Raw genomic sequence first — 26,066 nt, forward strand, 5'->3', positions numbered from 1 at the left:
CCCGGCCTGGCGGGCGGCGCCGGTCAGCGCAGACGCTGGGCGATGTCCGCCAGGTGACGGCCCTGGTAGCGGGCGGCCTCAAGCGTCGCCTCGTCGGGGGTCTCACCGCCGCCGCTCGCCCAGCTCGTGCCGTACGGGTTGCCGCCCGCGGCGAACAGGAGCGGGTCGGTGTAGCCCGGCGGGACGATGAGGCAACCCCAGTGGTACAGCACGTTGTTCAGCGACAGGATGGTCGACTCCTGGCCGCCGTGCCGGTTCATCGCGGAGGTGAAAGTGGTGGCGGGCTTGTTGTGGAAGACACCCGCCTGCCACTGGCCGCCGGTCAGGTCGATGAACTGCTTGAGCTGCGACGCGACGTTGCCGAACCGGGTGGGGCTGCCGAACGCGTACGCCGTCGCCCACTCCAGGTCCTCCAGGGTCGCCTCCTCCACCTCGTTCTTCGTGGAGTCCACGTGCGCGCGCCACGCGGGGTTGGCGTCGATGGCCGTGTCCGGCGCGAGCTCGTGCACCCGGCGCAGACGGACCTCGGCGTTCGCCGCGGTGGCGCCCTCCGCCACCGCCCGGGCCAACTGATGGACGTTTCCGGTCGCGCTGTAATAGATCACGGCAACGCGCACACTCATGAACGGGCTCCTGACTCGAACGGGGACGGGAACCTCACCTTTGCCGCAATCCAGACAACCCGAAAGCGACACGCCGCCGAACCCCTCACGCATCCGCCGATTCGGCGCTGACCCTGCGGGACACCGGGCGCCTCTCCGCTCTGGGCAGAGCCACTGCACGGCCCCCATGGCAGAGAACATGTCGGTACGCCGACTCGACCTGGGCTACTTCATCCGCCCGGCCCCCGAGACGTGCGGCCCGCGACCGAGGGTCGAACCCGTACTCGCCTACCTGGTCCGACACGAGAAGGGCCTGATCCTCTTCGACACGGGCATCGGCGACGCCGACCCGGCCACGGAGGCGCATTACCGGCCACGACGGCGTCCGCTGCCAGAAGCGCTGGCCGCGGCCGGAGTTACCCTCGGCGACATCTCCCTGGTGGTGAACTGCCACCTCCACTTCGACCATTGCGGCGGGAACCCCCTTCTGGCGGGGAAGCCGATCCTCGTCCAGGAGACGGAGCTGGCTGCCGCCCGCCGCGGCGACTACACCATCGACGAGCTGATCGACTTCCCCGGCGCCTCCTACGACGTGCTCAGGGGTGAGGCCGAGATCCGGCAGGACGTGTGGGTCGTGCCGACGCCAGGGCACACCCCGGGACACCAGTCACTGGTCCTGCGGCGGAGCGACGGCACCGTGGTCCTGGCCGGTCAGGCGTACGACTTCGCCTCGCAGTTCGCGTCGGACCAACTGGCCCACCAGGCGGCGCTCGACGGGGTGGGGCAACCGTTGCCCGGCCACGCCCCCTGGCTGGAGCGACTCCTCGACTTCGACCCGCGGCGCGTGCTCTTCGCTCACGACTGCTCCGTCTGGGAACCCGCTCGGCAGGACTGATGCGCGGGGAGTCGGGCATACGCACGGGACACGTGGAACGACAGGCGGTTCGAGGGCCATGAGGCTGTTGACGGTGACGACGTTCACGGGCCGGGCGCCACTGATGCGCCCGGCGGTGACGTGGTCGCCGTCGCCCTCAACGACAAGAAGAGGCGACTTCATGAGTACGGTCCCGGCGCGGCGCGGCGGTGGTCAGGGCGGCACCAGCGGCCTCTATGACGTCCTGGAGCTGATCCTCGACCGGGGCCTGGTGATCGACGCCTGCATCCGCGTGTCCGTCATCGGCATCGAACTGCTCACGATCGACATCCGGATCGTCGTGGCCAGCGTCGACACGTATCTGCGCTTCGCGGAAGCCTGCAACCGGCTCGACCTGGAATCGGGCCCGCGTCGCAGCGTGGGCCTGCCGGACCTGATCGGCGCGCAGGGCAAGAGCGGGTCCGGTGCGGGGGCGGGCAAGTGATGTGCTGACGAAGGGCCCGCTTAGTGCAGTTCCTCGGCCAGTCCGACGATGATGCCCGCCGGGCCGCGCACGTAGCAGAGCAGGTAGATGTCCTCGAACCGGGCGATCTCGCCGAGGAGTTCGGCGCCGTGGGGGCGCAGGCGGGCGACGGTGTCCTCGATGTCGTCGACGGCGAACATGACGCGGTGGGTGCCGATGATGTTGTGGGGTTTGTCGCGCGGCCCGTCGCCGACCGGCGCGGGGTTGAGGTACCGCGCCAGTTCGAGCCGGCCGTGACCGTCGGGGCTGCGGAGCATCGCGATGTCGCAGCGGACGCCGTCGAGCCCGGTGCATTGGTCGGCGAAGCGGCCCTCGACCTGCGTCCGGCCCTCCAGCTCCAGGCCGAGCTCCGAGAAGAACGCGATGGCGGCGTCCATGTCCTCGACGACGATGCCGACGTTGTCCATCCGCTGAACCGCCATGCCGCTCACTCCTTGATGATGCGTAGCCGCTGCTGCCCCTGGGACGGAACCACCGTCCCGCTTTCGACATCGCGCCGTCCGCTGGTCCGCTGGTCCGCTGAGAACAAGAGCATCCTCCACCGGCACCACCTCCACTCCGCGTCCTGTGTGCGGTCGCGGGCATTAGACTGCCGTTGTGTCCGCCACCGCACAGAGCCCGTCCGCCGCCTTCGACGTGGTCTGCATGACCGCGTCGCTGGGTGGCGTGAGTGCGTACCTCGAAATTCTGTCGGCGCTGCCGGAGTCCTTCCCCGCCGCGCTGGTGCTGGTGCAGCACCGGCCGGTGCGCGAGCGGGACACGCTGGCGAAGGTGCTGGACTACCGCTCCGCGCTGCCGGTGCGGCTGCTGCGGGAGCAGGACCGGCTGGTGCCCGGCTCCGTCCACGTGGTGCCGGCGGGCCGCTGGGCGGCGTTCACCCCGGACGGCGCGGTGACGCTGCACCCGGCGGACGGCCACTGCGCGGGGGACCCGACGTTCACCTCCGCCGCTGCCGCCTTCGGCCCGCGCCTGCTGGCCGCGGTCCTGACCGGCCGCATGCACGACGGAGCCCTGGGCGTACGTCACGTCCGGGGCGCGGGCGGGCGCGCGCTCGCCCAGGACCTGACGACCTCGGAGGCGCCCGGCATGCCGAGCGCGGCGATGGCCACCGGGTGCATAGACTTCGTACTGCCCCTGCCGGTGCTGGCCCACGCGCTGGTCAGCCTGGTGATGGTGCCCGGCGCGGCGAGCATGATGCGGGTGTCGTTGCCGCCCTGGGCCGCGGCGATCCCCCCGGCATACGCCACCTGAGCCAGGACGAGAGGCAGATCTTCATGACGAGCGACGGGGCCGACCCGTACGACCCGCGGGGCAACCGGATCCTCGCCGCCCTACCGAAGAACGCGCGGGACCACCTGCGTCCTCGCCTCGAACCCTTCGATCTGAAGCCCGGGACCATTCTGTACCGGCCGGGCGAGCGCATCGAGGCCGTGTACTTCCCCGTGATCGGGGTCTGCTCCATCGTCACCGATCTGGAGGGCCCCACCGTCGAGGTCGCCACCGTCGGCGACGAGGGGATGGTCGGCCTCCCCGTCTTCCTCGGCGTCGCCACGGCCGCCGAACGCTCGCTCTGCCAGGTCGAGGGCCGCGCCCTGCGCATGGACGCCGATCAGTTCCGCCACGAGATCGCCGTCCTCGACGGCCCGCTGCAACACGTGATGCAGCGCTTCACCCAGTCGATGTTCACCCAGTTGGCGCGCAACGCGGGCTGCATCCGGGGCCACCGTACGCACGAGCGTTGCGCCCGCTGGCTGTTGATGACGGCCGACCGCATGCACAGCGACCGGTTCGACCTCACGCAGAAGTTCCTGGCCCAGATGCTTGCGGTGCGCAGGTCCTCGGTCAGCGAGGTGGCCGGTGCCCTCGCCGCCGACGGCTGCATCCACTACAGCCGGGGCACCATCACCATCCTGGACCGTGACCGCCTCCTGACCCACGCCTGTACCTGCTACCGGGTCATCCGCGAAGCCCTCGACGCCACGCTCCCCCCGCACGGACAGGCACCCTGACGGCATCCCGCGGCCGTCCGAAAACCTCGGTGACCCTCCACGGGCCGGTGCAGACTCCTTGCGACCGAGCGCGAGGTGGGGGTTGCGGGCATGACACAGTCGACGGCGGGACGCGTGGGGGCGACGGACCGGAGCGATGCTCTCGCACAGGCGTTCCGGCGCCTCAGTGAGGCCGAGCCGGAGAATCAGGCCGGGACCGACGACGTATCGTCGCTGTACCCGCTGTACGAAGGAGTCGCCGCCGCTCTGAGCGAGTCGGTGGAGGCGCTGCGCGCTCTCGACACCGTGCCGAGCGGCAAGCGGCACCCCGCCGTCGTCCTCGCCGCGCTGCACTACCTCGCCCTCGCGGGCCGCGCCCCGGTGCTCGCCGCCGCGTACGCCGCCGGGGACGGTGACGCCGCCGCGCGGGCGGCGATCGACACCGTACGGGAGAAGACCGACGAGCTGGCGGCCGTGGCGGTGCGCCACCGGTTGCGGCCCGACGAGACCGGGCGGTGCCCCGTGCTGTATCCGGCCATCGCCGAGGTGGCGCGCCGGGCGGGCGCGGACGCGGTCGGGCTGATCGACGTCAACTGCTCGGCCGGGCTCAACCTCAACGTCGACCGCGTCGCCCTCACGTACGACAACGACGGCCGGACCCTCGGGGACCCTTCGTCGCCCGTACGGATGGCGGCGTCCGTCGTGGGGGAGCGGCCCGTCCCGGCGCGGGCGGTCCCCGAGGTCGTCGCCCGCGTCGGCCTCGACCGCGATCCGCTCGACGTGACCGACGCGGACGACGCCCGATGGCTGCGGGCCTGCCTGCGCCCGGGGCAACGGGAGCGGGCGGCCAGGCTCGAACGGGAGATGGCGCTGGCGGCGACGGCCCCGCCGTTGCTCCTGCGCGGTGACGCCGTGACCGCGCTGCCCGACGCCGTCGCCCCTGTGCCCGATGGCGCGCTGCCGGTGGCCCTGACGACGTGGGCGCTCTCGCGCCACTCCCGGGAGAAGCGGCAGCGCTTCCTGCACCGCCTCCAAGAGGCGGCGGCGCACCGGCCGGTGGCGTGGGTGTCGGTGGAGGGCGTCGGGGTCGCGCCGACGGTACCGACGTTCGGGGACCGGCCGGCCTCCGGGCACAGCGTCATCGGCGTCGCGCTGTTCGACGGCCCTCACCGGCGGGTCGAGGCCGTCGGCCGCTGCTGGTCGCGGGGCCGCCTCCTGTCATGGCTCGCGGAACGCTGAGACGACAGTCCGACAAAGCGCTGCAGAACCGATCAGTCGCTAGCCTGACGGGCCCACAATGCGACTTTGCCGCCACCCGTATGCCGCACATCTTTCGGCCTACAGGATCGGTTGTGCGCAATATGACGACAGTGCGGCGGCAGATCCCTTCGGAACGTCCGGCAACGAATGCACACGTTGACGTGGGTACACAGGTCGATACAACACATGTGATCCGTATGGGCAGTTGGTATTTCACGCCACCGTGCGGGGCCGAGGCGCATGCGACCCTGCGCGACCACTTCCACTCCGTGGACCTGCGGTACTCCGCCGAGCCCGTACAGGATCTCCTGGTCCGGCTCGCACGCATCGAGACCTCTTATATGGCCGCGGTCGGTCTGCGGCCCGATCAGGACACTCCGGTGTACGGCGGCCCCTGGCAGTACCGCCGTGCATGAGATGTCCGGTCGCCACCGCCGCACCCAGCCCTTCATCCCCGGCCCCGCGGGCGACAGCCCCGCGGAGCCTTCCGTCGACTACCAGCAGCAGTGGGAGACGCCGCTGCCTCCGCTCCACTCGGTGGGCCCGCACTGGGATCCGACCGAGGAACTCGCCTATCTGCTGGGCGAGGCCATCGACGAAGAGACCCGGGCGTCGGACCCGGAAGCGGACAGCGTCCCGCCGTTCCTCCAGGACGAGGCCCCGCTCACCCCCGAGCCGGAGGAGCCCGAGGCCCCCACGGCTCCGGCGTCCGAGGAAACGGCCACCGAGGCGGAAGCGGCGCACCCTTCCCCGCCCGTCCGCCGCCACCGCTCCTACTCCCACGCCCGCAAACGGCCCTCCGGCGGTCTGCTCCGTCTGACCAGCATGGTCATCGCGGCGCTCGCCGCCGTCACCGTGTCCGTGGTGTGCGTCTTCGGCGGCATGGTCAGCTACCACCCGCTGCGCCAGCTCGCCGTGCACCGCACCGCCACCTACACGGTCAACGCCTGGCCGCTGTTGATCTACGGGCCCTGGATCGTCGCCTCGCTCTCGGTCCTGCGGGCCGGTCTGCACCGGCGCCGTGCCGCCCACTCCTGGGCGGTCGTCCTGCTCTTCTCGGTCGTCGCCATGGTGCTGTGCGTCGCGCAGGCCGCGCACCGCCCCCTGGACGCGGCCACCGCCGCGCTCCCCGCCCTCGCCGCGCTGGTCTGCTTCCAGCAGCTCATGCGCCAGATCACCCTCAGCCGCCCACCCCGCCAGAGCCACCCACGCCACCGCATCCGCACGAACAAACCCACCCGGAAACGGCCGGACCTGCGGTGAGACGCACACCTGCCGCAACCGGGCACCCCCTCGTCGACGTGTTCCCTTTGGATCATGTCGGGCGGGACTGGGTGGCAAGGTGGGGGCAGTGGGGAGCACACCGGATGACCGGAGCACCGGTGCGGGGGCAGGGGACAGCGGCTCCCTGACAAGCGGCACACTTCAGCGGCCGGTGGCGGCGAAGGGCGCCCCCAGCCTGATGAGGTCCAGCGCCCTGATGGCGGCGGGCACGATCGTGTCGCGCGTCACCGGGTTCCTGCGCACGCTCGTGATGGCCGCCGCGATCGGTGTGGGCGTGCTCAACGACACCTACCAGGTCGCCAACGTCCTGCCCACGATGATTTACGTGCTGGTGGGCGGCGGCGCGCTGAACGCGGTGTTCGTACCGCAGTTGGTGCGCGCCATGCGCAACGACGACGACGGGGGCGAGGCGTACGCCAACCGGCTGCTCACCCTTGTCGTCGTCGCACTGGCCGGTGTCACCGTCGTCTGTGTGCTGGCGGCGCCGCTGCTCGTGCATCTGATGTCGCCGGACATCGCCTCCGACCCCCGGCGGATGGCCGTCACCGTGGCCTTCGCCCGCTACTGCCTGCCGACCATGTTCTTCATGGGCGCACACGTCGTGCTGGGCCAGATCCTCAACGCCCGGGGCCGGTTCGGGGCGATGATGTGGACCCCGGTCCTGAACAACGTCGTGATCATCGCCGCGTTCACCGGCTTCATCTGGGCGTTCGGCGGCTTCACCACGTCCGGGGTGAGCCCCGCGACCATCACCCCCGAAGGCGTGCGGCTGCTCGGTCTCGGCACGCTGCTGGGCCTCGCCGTGCAGGCCCTCGCCATGCTGCCCTCGCTGCGCGCCGCGGGGTTCAGGATCCGCCCGCGCCTCGACTTCCGCGGGCACGGCCTGGGCAGGGCGATGGGGCTGGCCAAGTGGACCCTGCTGTTCGTCCTGGTCAACCAGATCGGCATGGTCGTCGTCACGCAACTCGCCACCAAGGCGGGCGCGCTCGCCGAACGGTCCGGGCACACCGGCTCGGGCATCACCGCGTACAACTACGCGCTCCTGCTGTGGCAGATGCCGCAGGCCATCATCACCGTGTCGGTCATGACCGCCGTCCTTCCCCGGATCTCCCTCTCGGCCCAGAACGGCGACGTCGCCGCCGTCCGCGACGACATCTCCCACGGCCTGCGGACCTCGGCCGTCGCGATCGTCCCCTGCGCCTTCGCCTTCCTCGCCCTGGGGGTGCCGATGGCCATGCTGCTCTACTCCAGCTCGGGGCCCGTCGGTGCCAGGGGCATCGGCCATGTCCTGATGGCGTTCGGGCTCGGTCTCGTCCCGTACTCGGTGCAGTACGTAATCCTGCGGGGCTTCTACGCGTTCGAGGACACCCGGACACCCTTCTACAACACCGTTGTCGTCGCCCTGGTGAACACCGTCGCCGCCTGGCTGTGCTTCACGACGCTTCCGGCGCGCTGGGTCGTGGCGGGGATGGCGGCCTCGTACGGAGTCGCCTTCGCCGTGGGTGTGGGGGTGGCCTGGCGCCGGTTGCGCGGGCGGCTGGGCGGTGACCTGGACGGCGCGCGTGTCCTGCGCACCTATCTGCGCCTGGTGGGCGCGGCGGCCCCCGCGGCGCTCGCCGGAGGAGGCGCCGCCCTCGCCGTGACCGAGCGCGTGGGCGACAGCGCGCCGGGCGCACTGGCGGCGCTGCTCGTCGGCGGCACCATCCTGACTGGCATCTTCCTGGCTCTCGCCCACCTCCTGCGCGTGGAAGAGCTCACCACGCTGCTCAGGGCGGTGCGTCCGGGCCGAGCGGGGCGTTGAGCGCGGGGCCAGGTCGAGGTGGTGCCCAGGGCCGGGTGCCTCCGTCGTCCGGTGTCTCACACCGCACACACACGGCCCACCCGTCCCTGAATTCCCCGCCGCGCCGCGCATGCGGAAATCGAGAAGCCGCTTGGCCGCACTCGAATTCCCGTATCTGCCCTATCGCCGCAATCGAATATCCGTACGCCACTCACAAGCGTTGCCGCCCGGCCCCTTCACCGGCCGATGATTCGGTCTTCATGGCCCTTCCACTGCCGTACTTCCGCCAACTACCCTCGGTGCAGCGTCATGTCACGGCGCTTTCAGGAGGGGCGGGGCGGGGGGATGACCGACTCCGGGAACTATGCGGCGCGTGCTGCCGCGCTTCGCGAAACCGCGAAGTGGGTGGCCGCGATCTTCGCCGGTGCGGGCGTGATCCTCTTCTCGGGGCTTTCCTTCACGAATATCGAGAAGGTCGCCGCTTCCGACTACTGGCCGGTGCCCGTCCTGCTGGCGGCGATTCCCGTGTGCGCGGCGACGGTCGCCGTGCACGCCGCCGCGCGGATGATCAGCAAGGGGCCGCCTGATCTGCGGTCCCTGCTGCCCCGACTGGCGCGGGGCGAAGGTTCCCAGGCCGTCGGCGGCGAGGTTCCGGTGCCGGGCGGCACCGAGACGTACGACGAGCCGTTGCGAAGCAAGGTCGAGAAATACTCGCCGGCCACAGTCGCCACTTTCGGCAGCATAGAAGCCTTCGAAAATCATGTCGTCGAGGCGCGGAAGCGAATCCGGACGGCCCAGAAGGCGTACGACGCCCGGCGTACTCCGGACAATCTACGAGAACTCGATGCCGGGCGCGGAACCCTCGCGGGTTTGCAGGAAGGCGTCCGGGACTTGCTTCTCTGCGCGGAATTCATCCAGACCGAGGAGGAGTACGCACGGATACGGAAGCGGCTGCTCGTGGCGACGATCACCGCTGTTCTCGCGGCAGCGCTCTCCGGAGTGGCCGCCGCGAAGATGACACCGGCGCCGACGGACCGGGCGGGCGCGGCAGCGATCACCCACCCGCTCGGCGTCCGCGTCTATCTCCAGGGCAGTCACGGGCACCCCGTGTGCCCGGTCCAGGACGGGCAGGAGGCGACGGCCATCGGGGGGACCCTGGCCGCGCCGCTGCTCGTACTGCCCGCGACCGCACCGGCGCGTGAGGCGCCTTCCCGCTGCCACCGCCCATGGCGCTGGGAACCCGCGAGCGACGCGGTGGTGATCGTCCCACAGGGCACCGACGGGGGGAACGAATGACCTGCAGGACAATGATCGACGAAGCCATCGCCGCCTACGAGCTGCGCGGCTTTCCGTACGCACGGCGTGAACTCGACCCGATGAAGGACGACCAGGACCTGCGGCTGTGGTGTCCGGTCGACGGATGGCAGACCGCCGAGCACGTGGGCGACTTCGTCGCGGAGCGGGCCGTCGCCAGGCAGCCCGCGCTCGTGGTGATCGCCGGGGGAAGCGGGACGGGACGCACGTCCCTGGCGAACTACCTGATCCACCGGTGGGCCGCGGGCCGCGCGAGCGCACCGGACAACGGCTTCGACCCGGCCAAGCTGATCGTGGCCAACGGCCGGATGGACGACTACTCGGCCGAGGCGCAGCTGTACGACTGGGTCCTCGGGCTCTATCCGCTGGCCTACACGAAGGGCTACGAGCCCAACGAGTCCACCGAGGAAGTCTTCGACATGCTCACGGAGTCGAAGCCCGCCGCGATGGCGGCGGCGCTGCAGAAGGCGCTGCTCAAGCTCACGGGCGATCTGGCCTCGAAGGGCTGGGCGCTCGCGGGGATCCTCGAGGACGTCAAGAAGCAGGAGCTCCTGGCGCTGGCCAACAGGAGTCTGCGGTACGTGGACTCGCTGCTGATCACGACAGTCGAGGACACCGCCGGAAACTTCGACGCGGTCCTGAACAACGTCGGGGCGGCCCTGGACGCCAACGCCTCACAACTCGTACGCCTGGGGGAGCTCGACGGCCCGGAGGCGCGCGAGGTCATCGTCCGGCGCTGGGAGACCTACGCCGAAGGGGCGCTCCCGTTCGACGAACAAGCGGTGGAGGACGCCTTCGGCAAGAAGCGCCGCCCGGTGGCACGCGTCCTCGTCCTGATGGAGCTGCTGCTGACGGGCAAGGTCGACGTGGACCAGCCGGTGCGCTGGCCGGACTCGCGGCTGAAGTTCAGCAACGATGAAGTGATCAGAAGAATCCCGTACCTGGACGAGCTGCTGCTCGCGGGCAGGTGACCCATGCCTCCGGACCGCAACCCCTTCCCGCTGCACGCCACCATGACCCTGGACGCCCTGGCGGCGTACCGGCTCGACGACTTCCCGACCTCGCTGTCCCGGATTCCGCTGGAGCGTCTGCTGTCGATCCAGCGCCGGTACGTGCAGGACCCGGCGGCCGGCCGGGCGGTGGCGCTGCACGGACCGCACGGCAGCGGCAAGACCCACACCCTCCTCGTGGCGCTGGCCACGGCACATGCAGGCGGGCCGCCGGTCAAGCCCTGCATCGTCCTCTACGTCCGCGCCGACGGCCCCGATCCACTCCTGCTGTACCGCAAACTGATGTCCCGTTGGACGCTCTCCGAGCTGACCGAACTCGCCGAACAGGCCTTCGCCGGATACGCCATGGACGAGTTCATCGCCTCCCGCACACCCGAGGGCGGCGAGACGGCGGACACCAGACGGCTGCGCGACAACCCGCACCTGGTCAGGCAGGCCATCAGGGACAACGAGCTGTCCTACACCGCCGTCGCGGACCGCGTGGAGCACGACATCAGGCGCATCCAGGGCCGCTACGGCGCCTTCGAGCGGGTCCTGCGCAGTCTGTCCAACCCGGCGCTGCGGCAGGCGGCCCACCGCTGGCTCCTCGCGGAGGACGTCAGCGACGAGGAGCGGATCCGGCTCGGCGTGCCGGGCGCCATCGACCAGCCGTCCGACATCCGCAAGGCCATTCACGTCCTCGCCACCCTCGCCCGGCGGGCGGGCCGCCCGTTCACCCTGGCGATGGACCAGATGGAGGCGTTCCTGCGGACGAGCGACGGACGCATCGACGGCACCAACGCCGGACTGCTCCGCGGAGTGGTGGAGGACCTGGTCCAGGAGAACGCCTTCATGGTCGCCGCGGTCGCGGAGCAGGTGTGGCAGGAGATGCCCCTCGACCTGCGCCAGCGCTTCGGGCCCTCGGAGATCTGCATGCCGGAGCTGTCCGTGGTCGAGGCGGAGGACGTACTCGCCGCCTACCTCGCCCCCTGGCCACCGGAGCCGGGGCAGCCCCGCACGTTTCCCTTCCTGCCCGACGCCGTGCGGCAGCTCCTCGCCGAGAGCGGCGGCAACATCCGGCGCTTCCTCCAGGCCAGCCAGGTCGTCTTCGGGACATGGCAGCCGGACTCCCCGGCCATCGACGCGACCGCGGTCCGTACGGGACTGAACTCGGCGGGCGGCGACCGGGCCCCCGACGAGTGCGCGGTGCGCCGCGCAGTCGAGGAGACCCTGCAGAAGTTCAACCGGCCCTTCCGCACCGACTACGTCGTCGACGGCCAGGCCATCGAGTTCGCCGTCCTCAGCGGGGACCGCGTCGTCCTGGCCGTCGAGGTCATCGAGGCCGTCTTCGGACAGGACGAGGCGATCCGGGCGGCCCACAAGATGGAGAAGATCCACGCACTGCGCAGGCACCGGCCCGCCATCGTCCTCGTCGTGGTCGGCTACTCCTCACCCGACGTACGCAACAAGCTGCGCGAAGCCGCAGGCCACGTCCTCACCGCCAGCAGCCGGGGGTTCGCCGCCGAGCTGGAGCAGGCGCTGATGGAAGCGGCACCCGAGGCCGAACACCTCGACCTCGACGTCCTCGACGAACGCCTGGAGCGCCTGCGCCAGGAGACGGTGACGCTCATCCAGCAGCGCAGCGTGGACGAACACCTCGTGGCGACCCGCTTCCAGCAGATCACCACTCAGCGCTCGGTGTCCCAGTGGAAGGAGCAGTTGCAGCGCTTCCGCCTGCTGTGGCTGCAAGAACGCGAACACCTCGAACAGGAGGTCAACCGGCGGCAGGCGCAGCGCAGGCAGAACGAAGTGGCGGAGATCGTCCAACTCCACGACGACCACGTCAGGAGGCTGGCCGCACGCTCACGTCTCCGGCGCGATCAAGAACTCGCGATGCTGATCAGCGCCACACTCCTGCTGTTCGCCTTCGCCACGTACATCGCCCTGGTCCTTTCGGTGCCCTCCTCCCTACCGGTCGTCGCGGCGGTCATCGGCATCGTCGTGCTGCCGGTCCCGGTGATCCTGCGCCGCCGCCAGCAGGACGTGCCGGCGGGGGAGCGCGTACGCAGCATGGACGACCTCAACAGACTCGCCCGCCACGAGGCCACACCCGATGTGTTCGGACGCGACGCCTTCGACCGCTTCAGCGCGATCGTGAGCCGCCACATCGGATCGGTCGACGCCGAGGCGCTGCTGCGCGCGGCACACCACGAACCCTCCGCGCTGATCCGGCGCGCGCTCATCACCGAGGCGGTCGTCCGCGCCCCCGAGCTGATGGGTCAGGCCGTCGCGTCGGGCGCGTACCCCGCGGACCTCAGCGGCGCGGTGGAGGCGTGCCCCGACAGCGGAGGGCTGTGGGAGGCGCCGACCAGTCTGCGGGTCCTGGCGCTCCTGCGCCTCAAGAGTCTGCGGGACCACGAACGGCCGCCGAGTCCGCCGCCGTTCGCGCAGCGCACCTGGCTCGAACAGTTCACCGCGGCCATCGCCACGGCGGTCACCCCGGTCCCGCCCTCCATGAGCCGCCTGGTCCTCGCCTATGAGAGGGACGACGACGAACTGCTCGCCGACGCGATCCGCGACGTCACCGAACGGGATCTGCGGCAGGCGACCAGCGTGTTGCTGTCGGCCGGTGACGAAGGGCTCGTCGGCTACTACTGGCTCGACTCCAGGGACACCGTCCACGACCTCTACGTGTTCCTGCGCAAAGCCCTGTACTTCCTGGCGGGAGGCGTCGAGCGCCCGCCGTCGGGTGACGCGCCCGTGAGCTGACCGGTCGGCCGGGCCGGGCCGCGCACGCTCGCCGGCGTGCACGGCCCGGCCCGGCGCCTGTCGGGTCAGTCGTCGGGTCAGTCCTTGCCGAGCAGGGCGGCCATCCGGGACATCTCGGAGGTCTGCGAGGTGATGACGGAGTCCGCCATCTTCCTGGCGTCGGGGGAGGCGCCTCGCGCCTTCTCCGTCCTCGCCATCTCCACCGCGCCCTTGTGGTGCTCGATCATCATCTTGAGGAAAGCGGTGTCGAACGCCTTGCCGGACGCTTTCTTCAGGCTGTCCATGTCCGAGGACGTCATCATGCCGCTCATGTCACCGTGCATGGAGTGGTCCATGGCTCCCTCGGAGGGCACGGGCTCACCCCAGGAGGTGAGCCAGCCGGACAGGGTCCTGATCTCCGGGGCCTGCGCCTTCTTGATCTCGGCGGCCATCTTCTTGACCTCGGTGGACCCGGCCCGCGAGGGGGCCAGGTCGGCCATCTCGACGGCCTGGCGGTGGTGCGGGACCATCCCGGTGGCGAAGGTGACGTCAGCGGCGTTGTGCCGACTCTGGGCGGCCGACGGGGATGCGGACGCCGAGGACGACGAGGACGACGAGCCGTGCCCGGCGTGACCGGTGGAGGCGTCGTCGCCCGATCCGCACGCGGCGAGTACGAGGGCGGCGGCGCCCGCGACGGCGCCGAGGGCCGAGCGGCGGACGAGGTTCTTGCTCATGATGGTGCGACTCCTTGATGCGCGGCCCTGCTGCGGGCCCGCGTCGAGGCGGAAAGGGGGAACGGCCGGAGCGCGGCACCGCGGCCACCCGGCTGTGCCGGGGCGCGGGGTGCCGTGCGGGCCGTCCTATATCCGCAGGAGTTGCAGTTCGGCCAGGTCGGGTGGCGCCCGCCCGCTCGCGGGAGTCCCGGCCGCACCGGCGGACAGCACCGGCACCACGGGCGGGAGACCGGGAGTGGAGGCCGGCGGGGGAGGGGCGTAGGGGCCGACGACCCCGGCCGCCGCACAGGTCGCGTCCGCGTGATGCGCGTGCCCCGACCCGGATCCGTCGGCGCCGTGCGCACAGGGTCCGGCCGCCGCCTGGGCGGCCCGCTCGTGCGGCATCGCCGCGCCATGACCACCGCCGGCCTGCGCGGCACGCATCGGCGTCGGGCCGGGGGCCAGCCCGTGCATCGCCAGCACACCGGCCAGGACCGCGAGCACCAGCAGCACGACACCGCGCCCGGCGGGGCGGTGGCTCGGCGACTGGAGGGCGCGGGACATGCGGCCATCGTACGGTCCGGGATCGCGCGCGACGGAACCCACCCGCCGGGGGCCGCCTGTTTGCCGGACCGGCAACTTCATGTGCTGTTCCGCGCGCATCCATGCATCATCGGCAGCACGCGGTGCACAGCGCGGCGGACCGGGACGGCAGGGTGCGGCACGGCACCCTCGGCAACAGGAGGCGTCGGATGGCGGGACACCACGAACACGGCGGCACGCAGGGAGAACAGGCGGCCAAGGACATGTTCGAACCGGCGGCCTGGGACGAGCGCTACGCCGGTCAGGACCGCTTCTGGAGCGGCGAGCCCAACCCGCAACTGGTCGTCGCCGCCGCCGAACACGCCCCCGGGACCGCGCTGGACGTCGGCTGCGGCGAGGGCGGCGACGTCGTCTGGCTGGCCGGACAGGGATGGCGCGTGACCGGGGCCGACTTCTCCGCCGAGGGGCTCGCCCGAGCCGCCCGCCACGCCGAGCGGGCGGGCGTCGCCGACCGGGTCGACTGGTGGCAGGTCGACGCCCGCACCTTCGACGCCGAGGGCCGCTCCTACGACCTGGTCACCAGCCACTACCTGCACGCGCCCGACGGCGGCATGGTGGAGGTGGTCCGCCGCCTCGCCACGGCCGTCGCGCCCGGCGGGCTGCTCCTCGTCGTCGGCCACGCGCCGTCCCATGCCTTCACCCAGCACAGCGAGAGCCACCGCAAGGCGATGTTCCTGGCCGAGGAGCTGCTGCCCGGCCTGCCCGACGACTTCGAGCCCGTGACGGTCGAACAGCGTCTCCGCACGCTGAAGCGGGACACCGGGCCGGTCGAGGCGGAGGACTCCGTCCTGCTGGCGCGCCGCGTGTAGCACCACGAAGGCGCCTGGCCCGGGCCTCACCCGGCAGGCGCCTTCGCGTCGAGCATGTGTCACTTGTTCTTGAACACCGCCTTCTGGACGTCGTCCGGTCCGTCGAAGCGGTCCGCCGAGACGTCGTCGAGCTTCGACACGACGGAGTCGTCGGCGCCGTTCTTCTGGGCCAGCGAGACCAGGTCGTCCTTGCTGGTGGGGTACTCGGCGCCTTTGAGCGCCTTCTGCAGGTCGATGGGGCTCAGCTCGGCCATGGTGGTCTCCTTGTTTCCGCGGGGTGGGTCGGGTTGTCCGATGGTGGGTGTGCCGGGTGTGAACTAGGGACGGCTCTCGCTCACAGCAGCCGCGATCTCGGTGACGTTCGTGTAGGTGGCGCCGTCCGGCAGGTTTCGCACGGCGTCCAGCACGGTGTCCGGAGCGTGGTTGGCCTGGAGGGCGTCCAGGAGCGTCTGCCGGTCGGCCGGGAAGGTGGCTCGTTCGAGGTGGCGTGCGAGTTCCAGGCGCAGGGACTCCGTGTCGGCTTCCCGCTGGGCCTCCTCGCGCTCACCGCCCGGTGGGGTGACGGGCCCGCCGGGATCGACCTGGATGTCGTCGTCCGCCGGGGGCTCGGGGTCGTTGCCCTCCTCGACATGTGTGTGCTGGCCGGACCGGAGGTAGCCCTCCAGCTCGTGCTTCATCTCGTCGTCCTTGCGGGGGCCGACCTGATTGCTGCCTCGCTCCATGTGTGCACACCTCGGTTCGTCCGAATGGTTCGCTGTTCCGCGCCGGTCGCGGGGGCTCGGGTGGGCTAGTACGTCCAGCGCAGCAGTGCGCCGATGCCGCCGACCGGAATGTCACCGGTGCCCGCGCCTGCCGGGGCTCCCGCCTGCTCCGCGCCGCTCGTGCCGTCCGCGTTCGACCGGCCCGCGTCGTCGGACAGGGAGGGCTCGTCGTCGGGGAGAGGGAGGACGAGTACGTTCGCCCCCGTGACGGCGGCCGAGCGCAGCAGTGCGTCGTCCGCGCGTACCGAGTACGGGTCGCTCTCCCCCAAAGTGTGCGCATCGCTGCGTCGTACCGCCACTTGGTCGGGCCCGGGGCCGACCCAGGTCTCGCGGGCGAGATCAGGGCCGTCGGGCCGGAGCAGCAGCGTGTCGATGCGGTGCTCGCGGGCGGCCTCGACGACGGCCGGGACGCCCTCGACGGCGCCCTCGGGACGGTCGTCCTTGCCCGAGCGTCCGGCGCGGAAGCGGTCGAGGGCCGCCTCGACGCGGCGGTGATTGAACTCGCGGCGGGCACGTTCGACGGCCTCCTCCAGCGCTGAGGAGTCGGAGCCCGGGGCGCGGCCGCCGTGCTCGGTCTCGACCGTCACCTCGCGCACGGCTTCCGGGAGCTTCTCGTGGACCGCGGGGCGCTCGCGCTCGTCGCCCACGAGGACCACCAGCTCGGCGCCGGACTCCTCGAACGCCGCGGCCAGCGCCTCGGCGATCTCGGCGGCGTTCTGCTCCCAGGTGTTCTCCACCTTCAACTGGAAGTGCCGCTCGGACCAGTCGGACGTGGAGGTGCGGTGGACCGGCCACTGCTGCCCCTCGACACCTCCCACGTCCCGCGGTCCGCCAGGGCCGCGCCGCTCGAAGTCGGCGCCGGTGCGGTCGACGTACGCCACGAGGCAGACGGGGTCCTGCCCGCACAGTTCGACCAGTGGCAGCAGCCGGGGCAGCGGGGCCCAGGTGGCGCTCTGGCCCTGCGGGGCGCGGGAGAGGCGGTGGCTCAGCACCACCTCGCCGCCGGTGGCGAAGAGGGCACGGCCCGTCGGGTACTCCGCGACAGGCGTGCCGGTCAGCGTCTCCTCGACCGCCTGGACGGTCACCTGGTCGGCGCCCTGCTCCTGGAGGGTCCGGCAGACCTCGCGCACGGACAGCTCCCGCCGCTTGGCCCCGGACTCGTCGTTCTGGCCGAGGTCGAAGTAGACCGTGGCCCAGGGACCTGAGCGGTCGAAGAGCGGCCCCAAGAATGACAAATGCATGCTTCCTCCTCGGTCATGCCGGTTCAACCCGTTTCATGGTTGTACGGGCCCTGGGTACCCGGGGTGCCGCGAGGGAATCATCGAGAAGCCACCCTCGGAGGAATGCGCGTCGACACCGGTCGGCGTGTGCGTCCGACAAGATGCGGCAGGCACGTCAGTGCGGCAGGCTGGAGCCCTCGCATCCGCGGACCGGGGCACGGCCGGTTACGTTACGCGGATGCTGCATCTGCGTGTGATCACCCCGGAAGAGACGACGGACGCCGTGCTGCGTCTGATCGAGAGCACGGTCGGCACCGCGCACCTGGTGCTGCTGCCGAAGGCGGCCCGGGACCCGGCCGGGGACGTCGTCCTGTGCGACGTGGCCCGGGAGGCGGCCGACGAACTCATCGAGGGGCTCCAGGGGTTGGGGCTCGACCGGACGGGATCGATCGCCGTCGACGACATCGACCTGTCCCTGTCGCACCGCGCGGAAGAGGCGGAGAAGGCCGCGCCCGGCGAGGGCGCCGACGCCGTGCTGTGGGAACACCTGGAAGACACCACCCATGACGAGTCGACGCTCACCGTCACCTACGTGGCGTTCCTCGTCATCGCCACGATGATCGCGGCGTGCGGCGTCGTCCTGGACAACGCCATCCTGATCGTGGGTGCCATGGCCGTCGGACCGGAGTTCGGCCCGCTCGCCGGGGTCTGCACGGCCCTGGTCCAGCGCGCACCGCGCCTCGCCCTGCGCTCGCTGGTCGCGCTCCTCGTGGGCTTCGCGGCGGCGATGGTGCTGACGGTGGGCTTCAGCGCCTTCATGGACGCGGTCGGCCTGTTCACCAAGGAGCAGTTGGAGGCGGAGCGCCCCAACACCGGTTTCGTGTACGCGCCGGACTGGTTCTCGTTCGTGGTCGCCGTGCTCGCGGGCGCGGCCGGCATGTTGTCCCTCACCTCCGCGAAGTCGGGTGCGCTGGTGGGGGTGGCCATCTCCGTGACGACCGTGCCCGCGGCGGCGAACGCCGCGGTGGCGCTCAGCTACGGCGACATGACGCAGACGCGGGGTTCGACGCAACAGCTCCTGCTGAACCTGCTGGGCATCGTCCTGGCGGGCACGCTGACCCTCCTCGTGCAGAAGTTCTTGTGGAGCAGGAAACGAGTCCGCCACGGATGACCTGGGGTTCTCCCCACCCCGTAGAGGCCCGGTGGCCGTACCCCGGACAGGCCCGCTGACCGGATGGATCAGTTCCTCTTCGCGGCGGAGGCTGAGCGTGCAACGAAACGCCCCTCCGATCGGAGAACCAGTGTCGAACCTGAAGTCCTCACGCCGCAGCACCGTGGCGCGTACCGCCGCGGTGGCCCTGGCGGGAGCCGTGTGCGCCGCCATGATGTCCGGCAGCGCCCAAGCCATCGTCAACGGGAAGGACTCCACCGAGCGTTACAGCGCGATGGTGTCGATCCCGGTGACGGGTGCGGACGATCCCACCTTCAAGGGCGTCTGCGGAGGCTCGCTCATCGACGGGAAGTGGGTGCTCACGGCCGCGCACTGCGTGGACCCGACACTGGTCACCGTCGACGGCACCGTCCGCGTCGGCAGCGAGTGGCGGAACTCCGGGGGCACGGTCCGGTCCGTCACCAAGACGATCACCCACCCGGGATACAAGAACGGCGACAACCTCGGCCCGAACCGCAACGACGTCGCGCTGATCCGCCTCGACCGCCCTGTCGCCGAGAAGCCGATCCGCATCGCCGACAAGCCGGGGCGCCCGGGCACCGCGACCCGGCTCCTCGGATTCGGCACCGTCAAGGACGTCCCCGACACCGACGGGTGGGTCTTCCCCGAGCGGCTCCAGGAGCTCGACGCCCGTAGGGGAGCGGTCTCCGCCTGCGCGCCGGGCTACGCGAGCAGCACCCGCCTCTGCACGATCAGCCAGGTGCCCCACGCCATGGCCTGCAACGGCGACTCGGGCGGCCCCCAGCTCCAGCGGGGCCGCGACGGACGCTGGGAACTCATCGGCGTCACCTCGGGCCCCGGCGCTCCTGGCGTACGTTGCAGCGAGGGGCCCGGGCTGTACACCAGCGCGCCCGCCTACGCGGACTGGATCAAGAAGACGATCAAGCGCAACGGTTGATCCGGAGGCAGGACGCCGCCGTACCGGTGCGCGCACATCCCGTGAGGCAGGCCGTGAGAGGGTTCGTGCACACGAGTTCTCAAGAAGGCTGGGTCGGCGGGAAGGGGTGCGGGGATGGGGGAGCGGGCGCAGCAGCCGACCGGTTCGGCGTCCGTCATCTCGGCGAGTGACGCGCTCCGGGACGTCGCCGGACTCGGCGGATTCTTCGCCCTGCCGACCACGGCCGACGCCGGGGCGCTGTCCTTCCCGGACGGCTTCGCCGCGCGGGCTCGCGAGGTGAACCGCCGGTACGCGACGAACGAGGCGCGCGTCGGATGGTCCATCGCCCACCTCGGGCTCGCCGCGCGGCTGTGGTCACCGGTACTGGCCTGCACGGTCATACATGGCATCGTGCTCGATCTGAGCGGCGGCCTGGAGTGGGCCGACGGCACCTCGGGGATCCGGCTACGGGGGCCTGCCGCGGGGCGCCCGGTCGGTCAACTGCCCGATGTTGGCAGGGCGGTGTACGAGCAGGTGTCCGGCCCGCTCGCGGCGCTGGAGGACACGTTCGAGGTGAAGGTCGCAATGCGGCTCCTCGACGGCAACGTAGCCTCCGCGCTCGTGGGATCCGCGGCCGTACTACTGCGAGCGCGCCCCGAGGTGCGCCCGGCGCTGATGCCTCTGACCCACGCCCTGCTGACCACCGGACGCCTCAGCGGCACGGGCGACGTCACCGGCCCCGACCTCACCTTCCGGCGCCGCAGTTGCTGCCTCTTCTACCGGGCGCCCGGCGGCGGGAAGTGCGGCGACTGCTGCCTGCTGGACGACTGACGGGGTGCCGTCACGCACACCGATGGCGTTCGATCGCCCCGCTGACGAACCGTCGCAGGTGGGAGCGGGTCTCGGCAAGACGCTCCAGCCAGGGTTCGTGCCCCGCACCGTCGATCCGGGTCAGCGGAACACCGAGGCGTGAGGCGAGCGAGGCGAGGGCGGACAGGGGGCGGGGGTCGTCGGCGCCGCCGAGGATCTCCGCCTGCGCGGGCAGGCTGGCGCGCAACTCGCCGAGGCGCCGGTCGAGCGGGTCGGCACGCCCTTCCGCACCGAGTTCACGGTTCATCGTCCAATTGACCGGACGCCGACGCCGGGCATCCCGCGCGGCCCACTCCCACGCGCGTCCGGGGTCGGCGTGATCCGTGAACCAGGACAGCGTCAGCAGCTCGACCTCCTGCGCCTCTGTGCGCCACGACAGACCTTCCAACTCGCGCAGCCGGGCTTGCTGAACCGGCGTCATGCGCCGCGCCCGTTCCGTGTGTTGAGCAGGGCGGCGACGTCGGTCAGGTAGTTCGGGAGGCCGGGGCCGCCGTGGAGCAGGATTACGGGCGGGGTGCCTTGCGTTCGGTGCGTGGCGTTCTCCGTCCGTACCCAGTGGATGCGGGCGGTGTCGGTCAAGGTCGCGTGCGCGTGCGTCAGCGAAGGAGCCACCGCGCAGAAGATACCGGCGACGCGCGAGACGCTGCATTATTGCACATATATTGCAACTGGTAAATTAGTGCATTAGGAGGTTGTCGTGGGTGGGCCAGTGGTGCTGGGGATCGAGTCGTCCTGTGACGAGACCGGCGCGGGCATCGTGCGGGACGGGAAGCTCCTGGCCCATGTGGTGGCGTCGAGCATGGACGAGCACGCGCGGTTCGGCGGCGTGGTGCCCGAGATCGCCTCCCGCGCGCACCTCGAAGCGTTCAGGCCGGTCGTGCGGCAGGCGCTCGCCCAAGCCGGGCTGCGCTTGGCGGAGATCGACGCGGTGGCCGTCACCACCGGGCCGGGGCTCTCCGGCGCCCTCCAGGTCGGGCTGGCCGGTGCGAAGTCCCTGGCGTACGCGGCGGGAGTCCCGCTGTACGGGGTCCATCACCTGGCGGGACACGTCGCCGCCGACACCCTGGAGCACGGGCCGCTGCCCGAGCCGTGCATGGTCCTGATCGTCTCGGGCGGCCACACCTCCCTGCTCCTCGTACGCGACCTGGTGCGCGAGCCGATCCTGCACCTGGGCGACACGCTCGACGACGCCGCCGGGGAGTGCTTCGACAAGGTGGCCCGCATCCTGAGCCTGCCCTATCCGGGCGGGCCCGCCATCGACCGGGCCGCCCGGGACGGCGACCCGGCGTCGGTGTCGTTTCCGCGCCCGCTGACAAGGCCGGGTGACGACCCGTACGCGTTCTCCTTCTCGGGCCTGAAGACGGCCGCCGCACGCTGGGCGGAGCGCTACCGGTCGCGCGGAGAGGAGCCGCCGGTCGCCGACGGCGCGGCGGCGCTGCAGGAGGCCGTCGCGGATGTGTTGACCCGCAAGGCGGTGCAGGCGTGCCGGGACCATGACGTGCGGACGCTGATCGTGGTCGGGGGCGTGGCGGCGAACTCGCGCGTGCGGGCGCTCGCCGAGGAGCGCTGCCGGGACGCGGGCATCGAGTTGCGGGTGCCGCCGATGACGTTGTGCACCGACAACGGCGCGATGATCGCGGCCGTCGGCGACCTGCTTCTGCGCGGTGGCGCGGAGCCCGCGCCGCTCGATGTGTCGATCGACCCGTCGGCGCCTCTCACGTACGCCTCGCTCTGCCCGTTGCCGACGGTTGGGGCCCAGGCCGCCTGACGTCGTGTCACCGGAGCCGACACGGGCTCGGCCTGCTTGTTGTCCAGGCCGTGCCGGACCTATACAGGCGACATGTGTGCACACATATCGGCCCCGGACGACGACCTGCACGGCAAGACGGTGCTGCTGACCGGGGCCACACAAGGAATGGGCCGCCATCTCGCCCGCCTGCTGGCGACCCGCGGCGCGACACTGCTGCTCCACGGGCGCGATCGGGCGAGACTTGCCGAGGTCGCCGCCGACATCGAGGCTCGGGCGCCGGACAGCGACGTGCGTACGTACCAGGGTGACCTGGCCGATCTCGAACAAGTGCGTACGCTGGCCGACGCCGTGCTCGCCGCCGAGCCGCGGCTGGACGTCCTCGTCAACAACGCCGCGCTGGGAGGCGGCAGCGACCCGAGCGTGCGCGAGACGAGCCGACAGGGCCACGAACTGCGGTTCGCCGTCAACCACTTGGCGCCGTACGTCCTCACGCGCCGCCTCCTGCCGCTCCTGACGACCTCGGCGCCCTCACGGGTGGTCAATGTGGCATCGGCGGGGCAGGCACCCGTCGACTTCGACGACGTGATGCTGGAGCGCGCCTACGACGGTGTGAACGCCTACTGCCGCAGCAAACTGGCCCTGATCATGGCCACCTTCGACCTGGCGGCCGAGAGCGCACCGCACAAGATCACCGTCAACGCGCTGCACCCCGCCCACCTCATGGACACGCCGATGGTGCGGGGGAGCGGTTTCACGCCTGCCGCGAGTCCGGACGACGGTGCCAGGGCGGTGTCGCGCCTGGTCGCCGACCCCGCGCTGGACGCCGTCACCGGGCGGTACTTCGACCAGTTCGAGGAGGACCGCGCACACGCCCAGGCGTACGACGCGGGGGCTCGCGCGCGGCTCGCGGCGCTGACGGCGGAGCTGACCGCGCCGTTCCTCGGTCAGGAGCCGGTCCGGTGCGGGACGCGGCCGAGGAGTTCGGCGAGGCCCTGACGGGTGGTGGCGACCACGACGCGGTCCTGGGGGCGCAGGACGTACCCGGCGGGCAGGTTCCGGATCAGGCCGGTGGAGCGGGCGCCGGTGTCGTCGCACGCGCGGGCCGCCGCGAGGTCCGGGCGGCGGTGTCCAGCGCGAGGACGCGCCAGTGGCCGGGGCGGAAGGACTCGGCGATGGTGCGGCCCTCCAGATGCGGATGGCCGGCGACCTCCAGCGCGGCGAAGAGCAGGACGCTGCGCTCGACGGGTATGGCGCCGAGGATCTGCCGCCCCATCATCGCCCCCGCGAAAGCGGGCGCCGCGAGGGTGGAGACGCTGCGGCTGCGGGTGAGGGCGCGGGGGTGGGCGGCGCGCAGAGTGCGGTAGACGGCGGCGGCGAACGCGTCGTCGTACAGGCGGAGCACCACACGCAGGTCCGGCTTGAGGACCCGCGCCGACAGGGCCGCCTCGAGGTTGGTGGCGTCGATGCTGGTGAGCGCGAGCAGGGCGTGCGCGCGGTGGATCTTGGCCGCGGCGGACCGGGAGGGCCTGTCCCGTCGCCCTGGTTCCAGGCGGTTGGGCCTCGGCTGCCCGCGCGGTCTGACGCCCTGTTCTGTGGCCACCTGCGGGCCGGGGCGTGCCGGAGGGTGTTGTTTCGCGCCCGCGCCGACACCATGCCGTCCAGCGTGGGCTGGCCCCCAGCTCACCCCCTGCCCCGCCGCACTCAGCCCACCTCGGCCGGGACGGAAATATGGGCGGTCAGGAAGCGGGCCGCTCGGTCGAGGGCCGCGTCTGCTTCGTCGAGGATTCCGTAGTGGTGCTGGTAGACGTGGGGGAGGCCCGGGCCGATCTCCAGGGTGGTGTCGACGTCGGCGGTGCCCGCGCGGGCGGCCAGGCGGATCGCGTCGTCGAGCAGGACCTCGTTCGCGCCGACCTGCACGAGCAGGGGCGGGAGACCGGAGAGGTCGGCGAGGACCGGGCTGGCCAGCGGGTGGCGCCGGTCGCCGGCAGGGACGTAGAGGTCGGCGTAGGCGCGCACGTCGGCCTCGGTGAAGATCGGGTCGGCGTCCTCCTTGGTCCGCATGCTCGCCCCGGAGAGGGTGAGGTCGACCCAGGGGGAGAAGACGACCACAGCGGCGGGCTGCGGCAGCCCGGCCTCGCGGGCGGCGAGGAGCGTGGCGATGCTGAGGCCGCCGCCGGCCGAGTCACCGGCCACGACGAGTTCGCGCGGGTCGGTGCCGTTCGCCAGCAGTTCGCGATAGGCGGCGAGCCCGTCGTCGACCGCTGCGGGGAAGGGGTGTTCGGGCGCCAGCCGGTAGTCCACGGAGGTCGCGCGCAGCCCGGCGCGGGCGGCGAGATCACCGACCAGCCCGACGTGGGTGGCCGGTGAGCCGATGACGTAGCCACCGCCGTGGAGGTAGAGCAGGTGGCCGCGCGCGGCTGCCCCGGCCGGTTCGAGTTCCAGGGCGGGGCGGCCGCCGAGAACGGTGTCGCGGGTGGTGACGCCGTCGGGTGCCGGTCGCGTCATGGCGGCGGCGAAGGCGGCGCGCTGTTCGGCGGGGGTGAGGGGGGTGTCGCTGCGGGGCGCGGAGCGGAGCACGGTGTCGAGGGCTCGGCGCTGCTGACGGGACATGCGGACCTCCATGGGCTCGGGATGCGAAGATGGATTCCCAGGAATCCATCTGCTCGCATTCAACCGCCTTCCGAGGAAGAGGATTCCCAGGAATCTAACGGAGGCTCTGTGATCCACATCACGCCGCTCTTCACCGACCTGGTGCGCGTGGAGACCCGGCTCTACAACGCGGTCAGCGCCCGCTTGCGCGCCGAACGCGGCCTCGGTCTGGGCGAGTTCGAGTTCCTGCAGATCATCGACGCGATCCCGGGCTGCCGCGTCCTCGACATCGTCAACGACGTGGCGATCACGGTGGGGGCCGTCAGCAAGGCGGTGGACCGGCTGGTCGCCGCGGGCTGGTGCACCCGCGTCCCGCACCCGCAGGACCGCCGCTCCTCCGTGCTGGAGCTGACGCCCGAGGGCAGGGAGGCGCTCACCGCCGCCCGGCCCGTGGTGGCGGCCACGCTCACCTCGCTCACCGAGGGCATCCCCGCCGACGACCTCGAACGCCTCGCCTCCACCCTGGCGACGCTCCGCGCGAACCTGGAGGCGGACGGGCAGGGGCAGCAGAAATGACGGACGCGTATCCATCGCCCAGCCCCCTTGAACGCCTCACGCGGCTCGTCCCGCCGCCCGCCACCCGTCAGCCACCGGTCGACTGGGTGCGCGTGGAGGCGACTCTGGGCATCTCTCTCCCCAGCGACTACAAACACCTCACCGCCACCTACGACCCCGGCTGCTTCGCCGGTTACCTGTGGATCCACGACCCCCGCCACACGTCCGTCCACGTCAGCCTCGTGGGCCCCGCCGCCGACCTGCTCCGCGAGCAGGTGAGGGCGGACGAGGCCCAGGGCATCTGCCCGCCTCCCGTCGACGCGGCGCTCCTGCTGCCCTGCGGCGGCACCGACAACGGCGAGCGCCTGTTTTGGGTGACCGATCCGCGGGAGCGGCCGGACGCGTGGACCGTCGCCGTCAACGAAGCGCGCGGCCCCCGCTGGTTCGTCTTCGACGGAAGCCTCACCGCGTTCCTGACCTCCGTACTGAGCGGGGAGACGGCGGTCCCGCAGTTCCCCGGAGACCTCTTGGAGGGCGACATCGGTTTCGAGCCGTCCGACCTCGACCAGTGGAGTCCGCCCATGCCCTCGCCAACACCACCCGTCGACCTGGGCGCCATCCGCGTATGGGGCCGCGCCAACGGCTACGCCGTACCCGCGCGCGGACGGGTCCCGGCCGCGGTACGGCAGGCGTACGAGCAAGCCACCGGGGACAACTGACCCGGCC

The 26,066-nt window shown here is 71.6% G+C and carries 28 protein-coding genes and 2 pseudogenes; 19 read left to right on the forward strand and 11 right to left on the reverse strand.

Annotated features, from left to right (window positions below; translation table 11 throughout):
• Positions 1-23: 23 nt before the first annotated feature.
• Positions 24-623: an NAD(P)H:quinone oxidoreductase gene (gene wrbA / locus ABZ877_RS01950; RefSeq protein ID WP_361062649.1), complete on the reverse strand. Its 600-nt coding sequence runs from the start codon at positions 621-623 to the stop codon at positions 24-26.
• A gap of 166 nt (positions 624-789) precedes the next feature.
• Between wrbA and ABZ877_RS01955 the strand changes: the two genes are divergently transcribed.
• Together ABZ877_RS01955 and gvpJ are read left to right on the forward strand one after the other, a co-directional pair.
• A complete protein-coding gene (locus ABZ877_RS01955; RefSeq protein WP_361062652.1) occupies positions 790-1,497 on the forward strand; it encodes an N-acyl homoserine lactonase family protein in 708 nt (235 codons plus the stop codon).
• Between the two features lie 160 nt (positions 1,498-1,657).
• Positions 1,658-1,960, forward strand: a complete 303-nt coding sequence (gene gvpJ / locus ABZ877_RS01960) for a gas vesicle protein GvpJ (protein WP_361062655.1) — start codon at positions 1,658-1,660, stop codon at positions 1,958-1,960.
• 20 nt (positions 1,961-1,980) lie between these two features.
• Here the strand turns inward: gvpJ and ABZ877_RS01965 are convergent, their stop codons facing one another.
• Positions 1,981-2,421, reverse strand: a complete 441-nt coding sequence (locus ABZ877_RS01965; protein WP_361062658.1) for a VOC family protein — start codon at positions 2,419-2,421, stop codon at positions 1,981-1,983.
• A gap of 175 nt (positions 2,422-2,596) precedes the next feature.
• Here ABZ877_RS01965 and ABZ877_RS01970 point away from each other — a divergent pair, with 175 nt between their 5' ends.
• The 9 genes and pseudogenes from ABZ877_RS01970 (at position 2,597) to ABZ877_RS02010 (ending at position 13,383) form a co-directional block, all read left to right on the forward strand.
• Complete coding sequence (locus tag ABZ877_RS01970) at positions 2,597-3,250, forward strand: chemotaxis protein CheB (protein ID WP_361062661.1); 654 nt, start codon at positions 2,597-2,599, stop codon at positions 3,248-3,250.
• A gap of 23 nt (positions 3,251-3,273) precedes the next feature.
• Complete coding sequence (locus tag ABZ877_RS01975) at positions 3,274-4,008, forward strand: Crp/Fnr family transcriptional regulator (protein WP_361062664.1); 735 nt, start codon at positions 3,274-3,276, stop codon at positions 4,006-4,008.
• A 90-nt stretch (positions 4,009-4,098) separates the two neighbouring features.
• Entirely contained in the window at positions 4,099-5,226 is a 1,128-nt protein-coding gene (locus tag ABZ877_RS01980) for a DUF2332 domain-containing protein (RefSeq protein ID WP_361062666.1), read from the forward strand.
• A gap of 113 nt (positions 5,227-5,339) precedes the next feature.
• The gene (locus ABZ877_RS01985; protein WP_361062669.1) at positions 5,340-5,663 is read left to right on the forward strand and encodes a hypothetical protein; all 324 of its coding nucleotides are present in this window, start codon (positions 5,340-5,342) and stop codon (positions 5,661-5,663) included.
• Between the two features lies 1 nt (position 5,664).
• Positions 5,665-6,510, forward strand: a complete 846-nt coding sequence (locus ABZ877_RS01990; protein WP_361062672.1) for a DUF2637 domain-containing protein — start codon at positions 5,665-5,667, stop codon at positions 6,508-6,510.
• Between the two features lie 193 nt (positions 6,511-6,703).
• Positions 6,704-8,332, forward strand: a pseudogene (murJ, locus tag ABZ877_RS01995) (murein biosynthesis integral membrane protein MurJ); the annotation flags it as partial.
• A 324-nt stretch (positions 8,333-8,656) separates the two neighbouring features.
• Complete coding sequence (locus ABZ877_RS02000) at positions 8,657-9,607, forward strand: hypothetical protein (protein WP_361062675.1); 951 nt, start codon at positions 8,657-8,659, stop codon at positions 9,605-9,607.
• A gap of 11 nt (positions 9,608-9,618) precedes the next feature.
• Positions 9,619-10,596: a hypothetical protein gene (locus tag ABZ877_RS02005; protein ID WP_361062678.1), complete on the forward strand. Its 978-nt coding sequence runs from the start codon at positions 9,619-9,621 to the stop codon at positions 10,594-10,596.
• Positions 10,597-10,599: 3 nt separating this feature from the next.
• Complete coding sequence (locus tag ABZ877_RS02010) at positions 10,600-13,383, forward strand: hypothetical protein (protein ID WP_361062681.1); 2,784 nt, start codon at positions 10,600-10,602, stop codon at positions 13,381-13,383.
• A gap of 77 nt (positions 13,384-13,460) precedes the next feature.
• Here the strand turns inward: ABZ877_RS02010 and ABZ877_RS02015 are convergent, their stop codons facing one another.
• Entirely contained in the window at positions 13,461-14,096 is a 636-nt protein-coding gene (locus ABZ877_RS02015; protein WP_361062684.1) for a DUF305 domain-containing protein, read from the reverse strand.
• Between the two features lie 126 nt (positions 14,097-14,222).
• Positions 14,223-14,639 (reverse strand): DUF6153 family protein, encoded by a 417-nt coding sequence (locus tag ABZ877_RS02020; protein WP_361062687.1) that lies wholly within the window; start codon positions 14,637-14,639, stop codon positions 14,223-14,225.
• 188 nt (positions 14,640-14,827) lie between these two features.
• Here ABZ877_RS02020 and ABZ877_RS02025 point away from each other — a divergent pair, with 188 nt between their 5' ends.
• Positions 14,828-15,487, forward strand: a complete 660-nt coding sequence (locus ABZ877_RS02025) for a class I SAM-dependent methyltransferase (protein ID WP_361062690.1) — start codon at positions 14,828-14,830, stop codon at positions 15,485-15,487.
• A gap of 59 nt (positions 15,488-15,546) precedes the next feature.
• Here ABZ877_RS02025 and ABZ877_RS02030 read toward each other — a convergent pair whose 3' ends face one another.
• From ABZ877_RS02030 to ABZ877_RS02040, 3 genes are all read right to left on the reverse strand, one after another.
• A complete protein-coding gene (locus ABZ877_RS02030) occupies positions 15,547-15,741 on the reverse strand; it encodes a DUF2795 domain-containing protein (RefSeq protein WP_361062692.1) in 195 nt (64 codons plus the stop codon).
• Between the two features lie 63 nt (positions 15,742-15,804).
• Positions 15,805-16,209 carry a DUF2795 domain-containing protein gene (locus ABZ877_RS02035; RefSeq protein WP_361062695.1) on the reverse strand — a complete coding sequence of 135 codons (405 nt, stop codon included), beginning with the start codon at positions 16,207-16,209 and terminating at the stop codon, positions 15,805-15,807.
• A gap of 65 nt (positions 16,210-16,274) precedes the next feature.
• Positions 16,275-17,489 carry a Vms1/Ankzf1 family peptidyl-tRNA hydrolase gene (locus ABZ877_RS02040; protein ID WP_361062698.1) on the reverse strand — a complete coding sequence of 405 codons (1,215 nt, stop codon included), beginning with the start codon at positions 17,487-17,489 and terminating at the stop codon, positions 16,275-16,277.
• 217 nt (positions 17,490-17,706) lie between these two features.
• On the opposite strand from ABZ877_RS02040, the gene ABZ877_RS02045 reads away from it, so the two are divergent.
• The 3 genes from ABZ877_RS02045 to ABZ877_RS02055 all read left to right on the forward strand — a co-directional run bounded on the left by ABZ877_RS02045 (position 17,707) and on the right by ABZ877_RS02055 (position 20,407).
• Entirely contained in the window at positions 17,707-18,639 is a 933-nt protein-coding gene (locus ABZ877_RS02045; protein WP_361062701.1) for a DUF389 domain-containing protein, read from the forward strand.
• Positions 18,640-18,769: 130 nt separating this feature from the next.
• The gene (locus ABZ877_RS02050; RefSeq protein ID WP_361062703.1) at positions 18,770-19,597 is read left to right on the forward strand and encodes a serine protease; all 828 of its coding nucleotides are present in this window, start codon (positions 18,770-18,772) and stop codon (positions 19,595-19,597) included.
• 114 nt (positions 19,598-19,711) lie between these two features.
• Complete coding sequence (locus ABZ877_RS02055) at positions 19,712-20,407, forward strand: (2Fe-2S)-binding protein (protein WP_361062706.1); 696 nt, start codon at positions 19,712-19,714, stop codon at positions 20,405-20,407.
• A 10-nt stretch (positions 20,408-20,417) separates the two neighbouring features.
• Here the strand turns inward: ABZ877_RS02055 and ABZ877_RS02060 are convergent, their stop codons facing one another.
• Both ABZ877_RS02060 and ABZ877_RS02065 read right to left on the reverse strand, forming a co-directional pair.
• Entirely contained in the window at positions 20,418-20,867 is a 450-nt protein-coding gene (locus tag ABZ877_RS02060; protein WP_361062709.1) for a hypothetical protein, read from the reverse strand.
• Entirely contained in the window at positions 20,864-21,058 is a 195-nt protein-coding gene (locus ABZ877_RS02065) for a hypothetical protein (protein ID WP_361062712.1), read from the reverse strand. Before ABZ877_RS02065 ends, ABZ877_RS02060 begins: the two co-directional genes overlap by 4 nt.
• An 85-nt stretch (positions 21,059-21,143) precedes the next feature.
• On the opposite strand from ABZ877_RS02065, the gene tsaD reads away from it, so the two are divergent.
• Together tsaD and ABZ877_RS02075 are read left to right on the forward strand one after the other, a co-directional pair.
• Complete coding sequence (gene tsaD / locus ABZ877_RS02070) at positions 21,144-22,214, forward strand: tRNA (adenosine(37)-N6)-threonylcarbamoyltransferase complex transferase subunit TsaD (protein WP_361062715.1); 1,071 nt, start codon at positions 21,144-21,146, stop codon at positions 22,212-22,214.
• Between the two features lie 72 nt (positions 22,215-22,286).
• Complete coding sequence (locus ABZ877_RS02075) at positions 22,287-23,192, forward strand: SDR family NAD(P)-dependent oxidoreductase (RefSeq protein ID WP_361062718.1); 906 nt, start codon at positions 22,287-22,289, stop codon at positions 23,190-23,192.
• Here the strand turns inward: ABZ877_RS02075 and ABZ877_RS02080 are convergent.
• Both ABZ877_RS02080 and ABZ877_RS02085 read right to left on the reverse strand, forming a co-directional pair.
• A pseudogene (locus ABZ877_RS02080) lies at positions 23,141-23,706 on the reverse strand (NAD-binding protein); the annotation flags it as partial. The gene ABZ877_RS02075 and the pseudogene ABZ877_RS02080 overlap by 52 nt on opposite strands.
• A 191-nt stretch (positions 23,707-23,897) precedes the next feature.
• Positions 23,898-24,806 (reverse strand): alpha/beta hydrolase, encoded by a 909-nt coding sequence (locus ABZ877_RS02085; protein WP_361062721.1) that lies wholly within the window; start codon positions 24,804-24,806, stop codon positions 23,898-23,900.
• 108 nt (positions 24,807-24,914) lie between these two features.
• Between ABZ877_RS02085 and ABZ877_RS02090 the strand changes: the two genes are divergently transcribed.
• Positions 24,915-25,361, forward strand: coding sequence for a MarR family winged helix-turn-helix transcriptional regulator (locus tag ABZ877_RS02090; RefSeq protein WP_361062724.1), 447 nt, complete (start codon positions 24,915-24,917; stop codon positions 25,359-25,361).
• Entirely contained in the window at positions 25,358-26,059 is a 702-nt protein-coding gene (locus tag ABZ877_RS02095; protein ID WP_361062727.1) for a histone-like nucleoid-structuring protein Lsr2, read from the forward strand. Before ABZ877_RS02090 ends, ABZ877_RS02095 begins: the two co-directional genes overlap by 4 nt.
• The last annotated feature ends 7 nt before the right edge of the window (positions 26,060-26,066 follow it).

It is taken from the genome of Streptomyces sp. NPDC046939, assembly GCF_040644575.1.
In the GTDB taxonomy this organism is placed as follows: Bacteria; Actinomycetota; Actinomycetes; order Streptomycetales; family Streptomycetaceae; genus Streptomyces.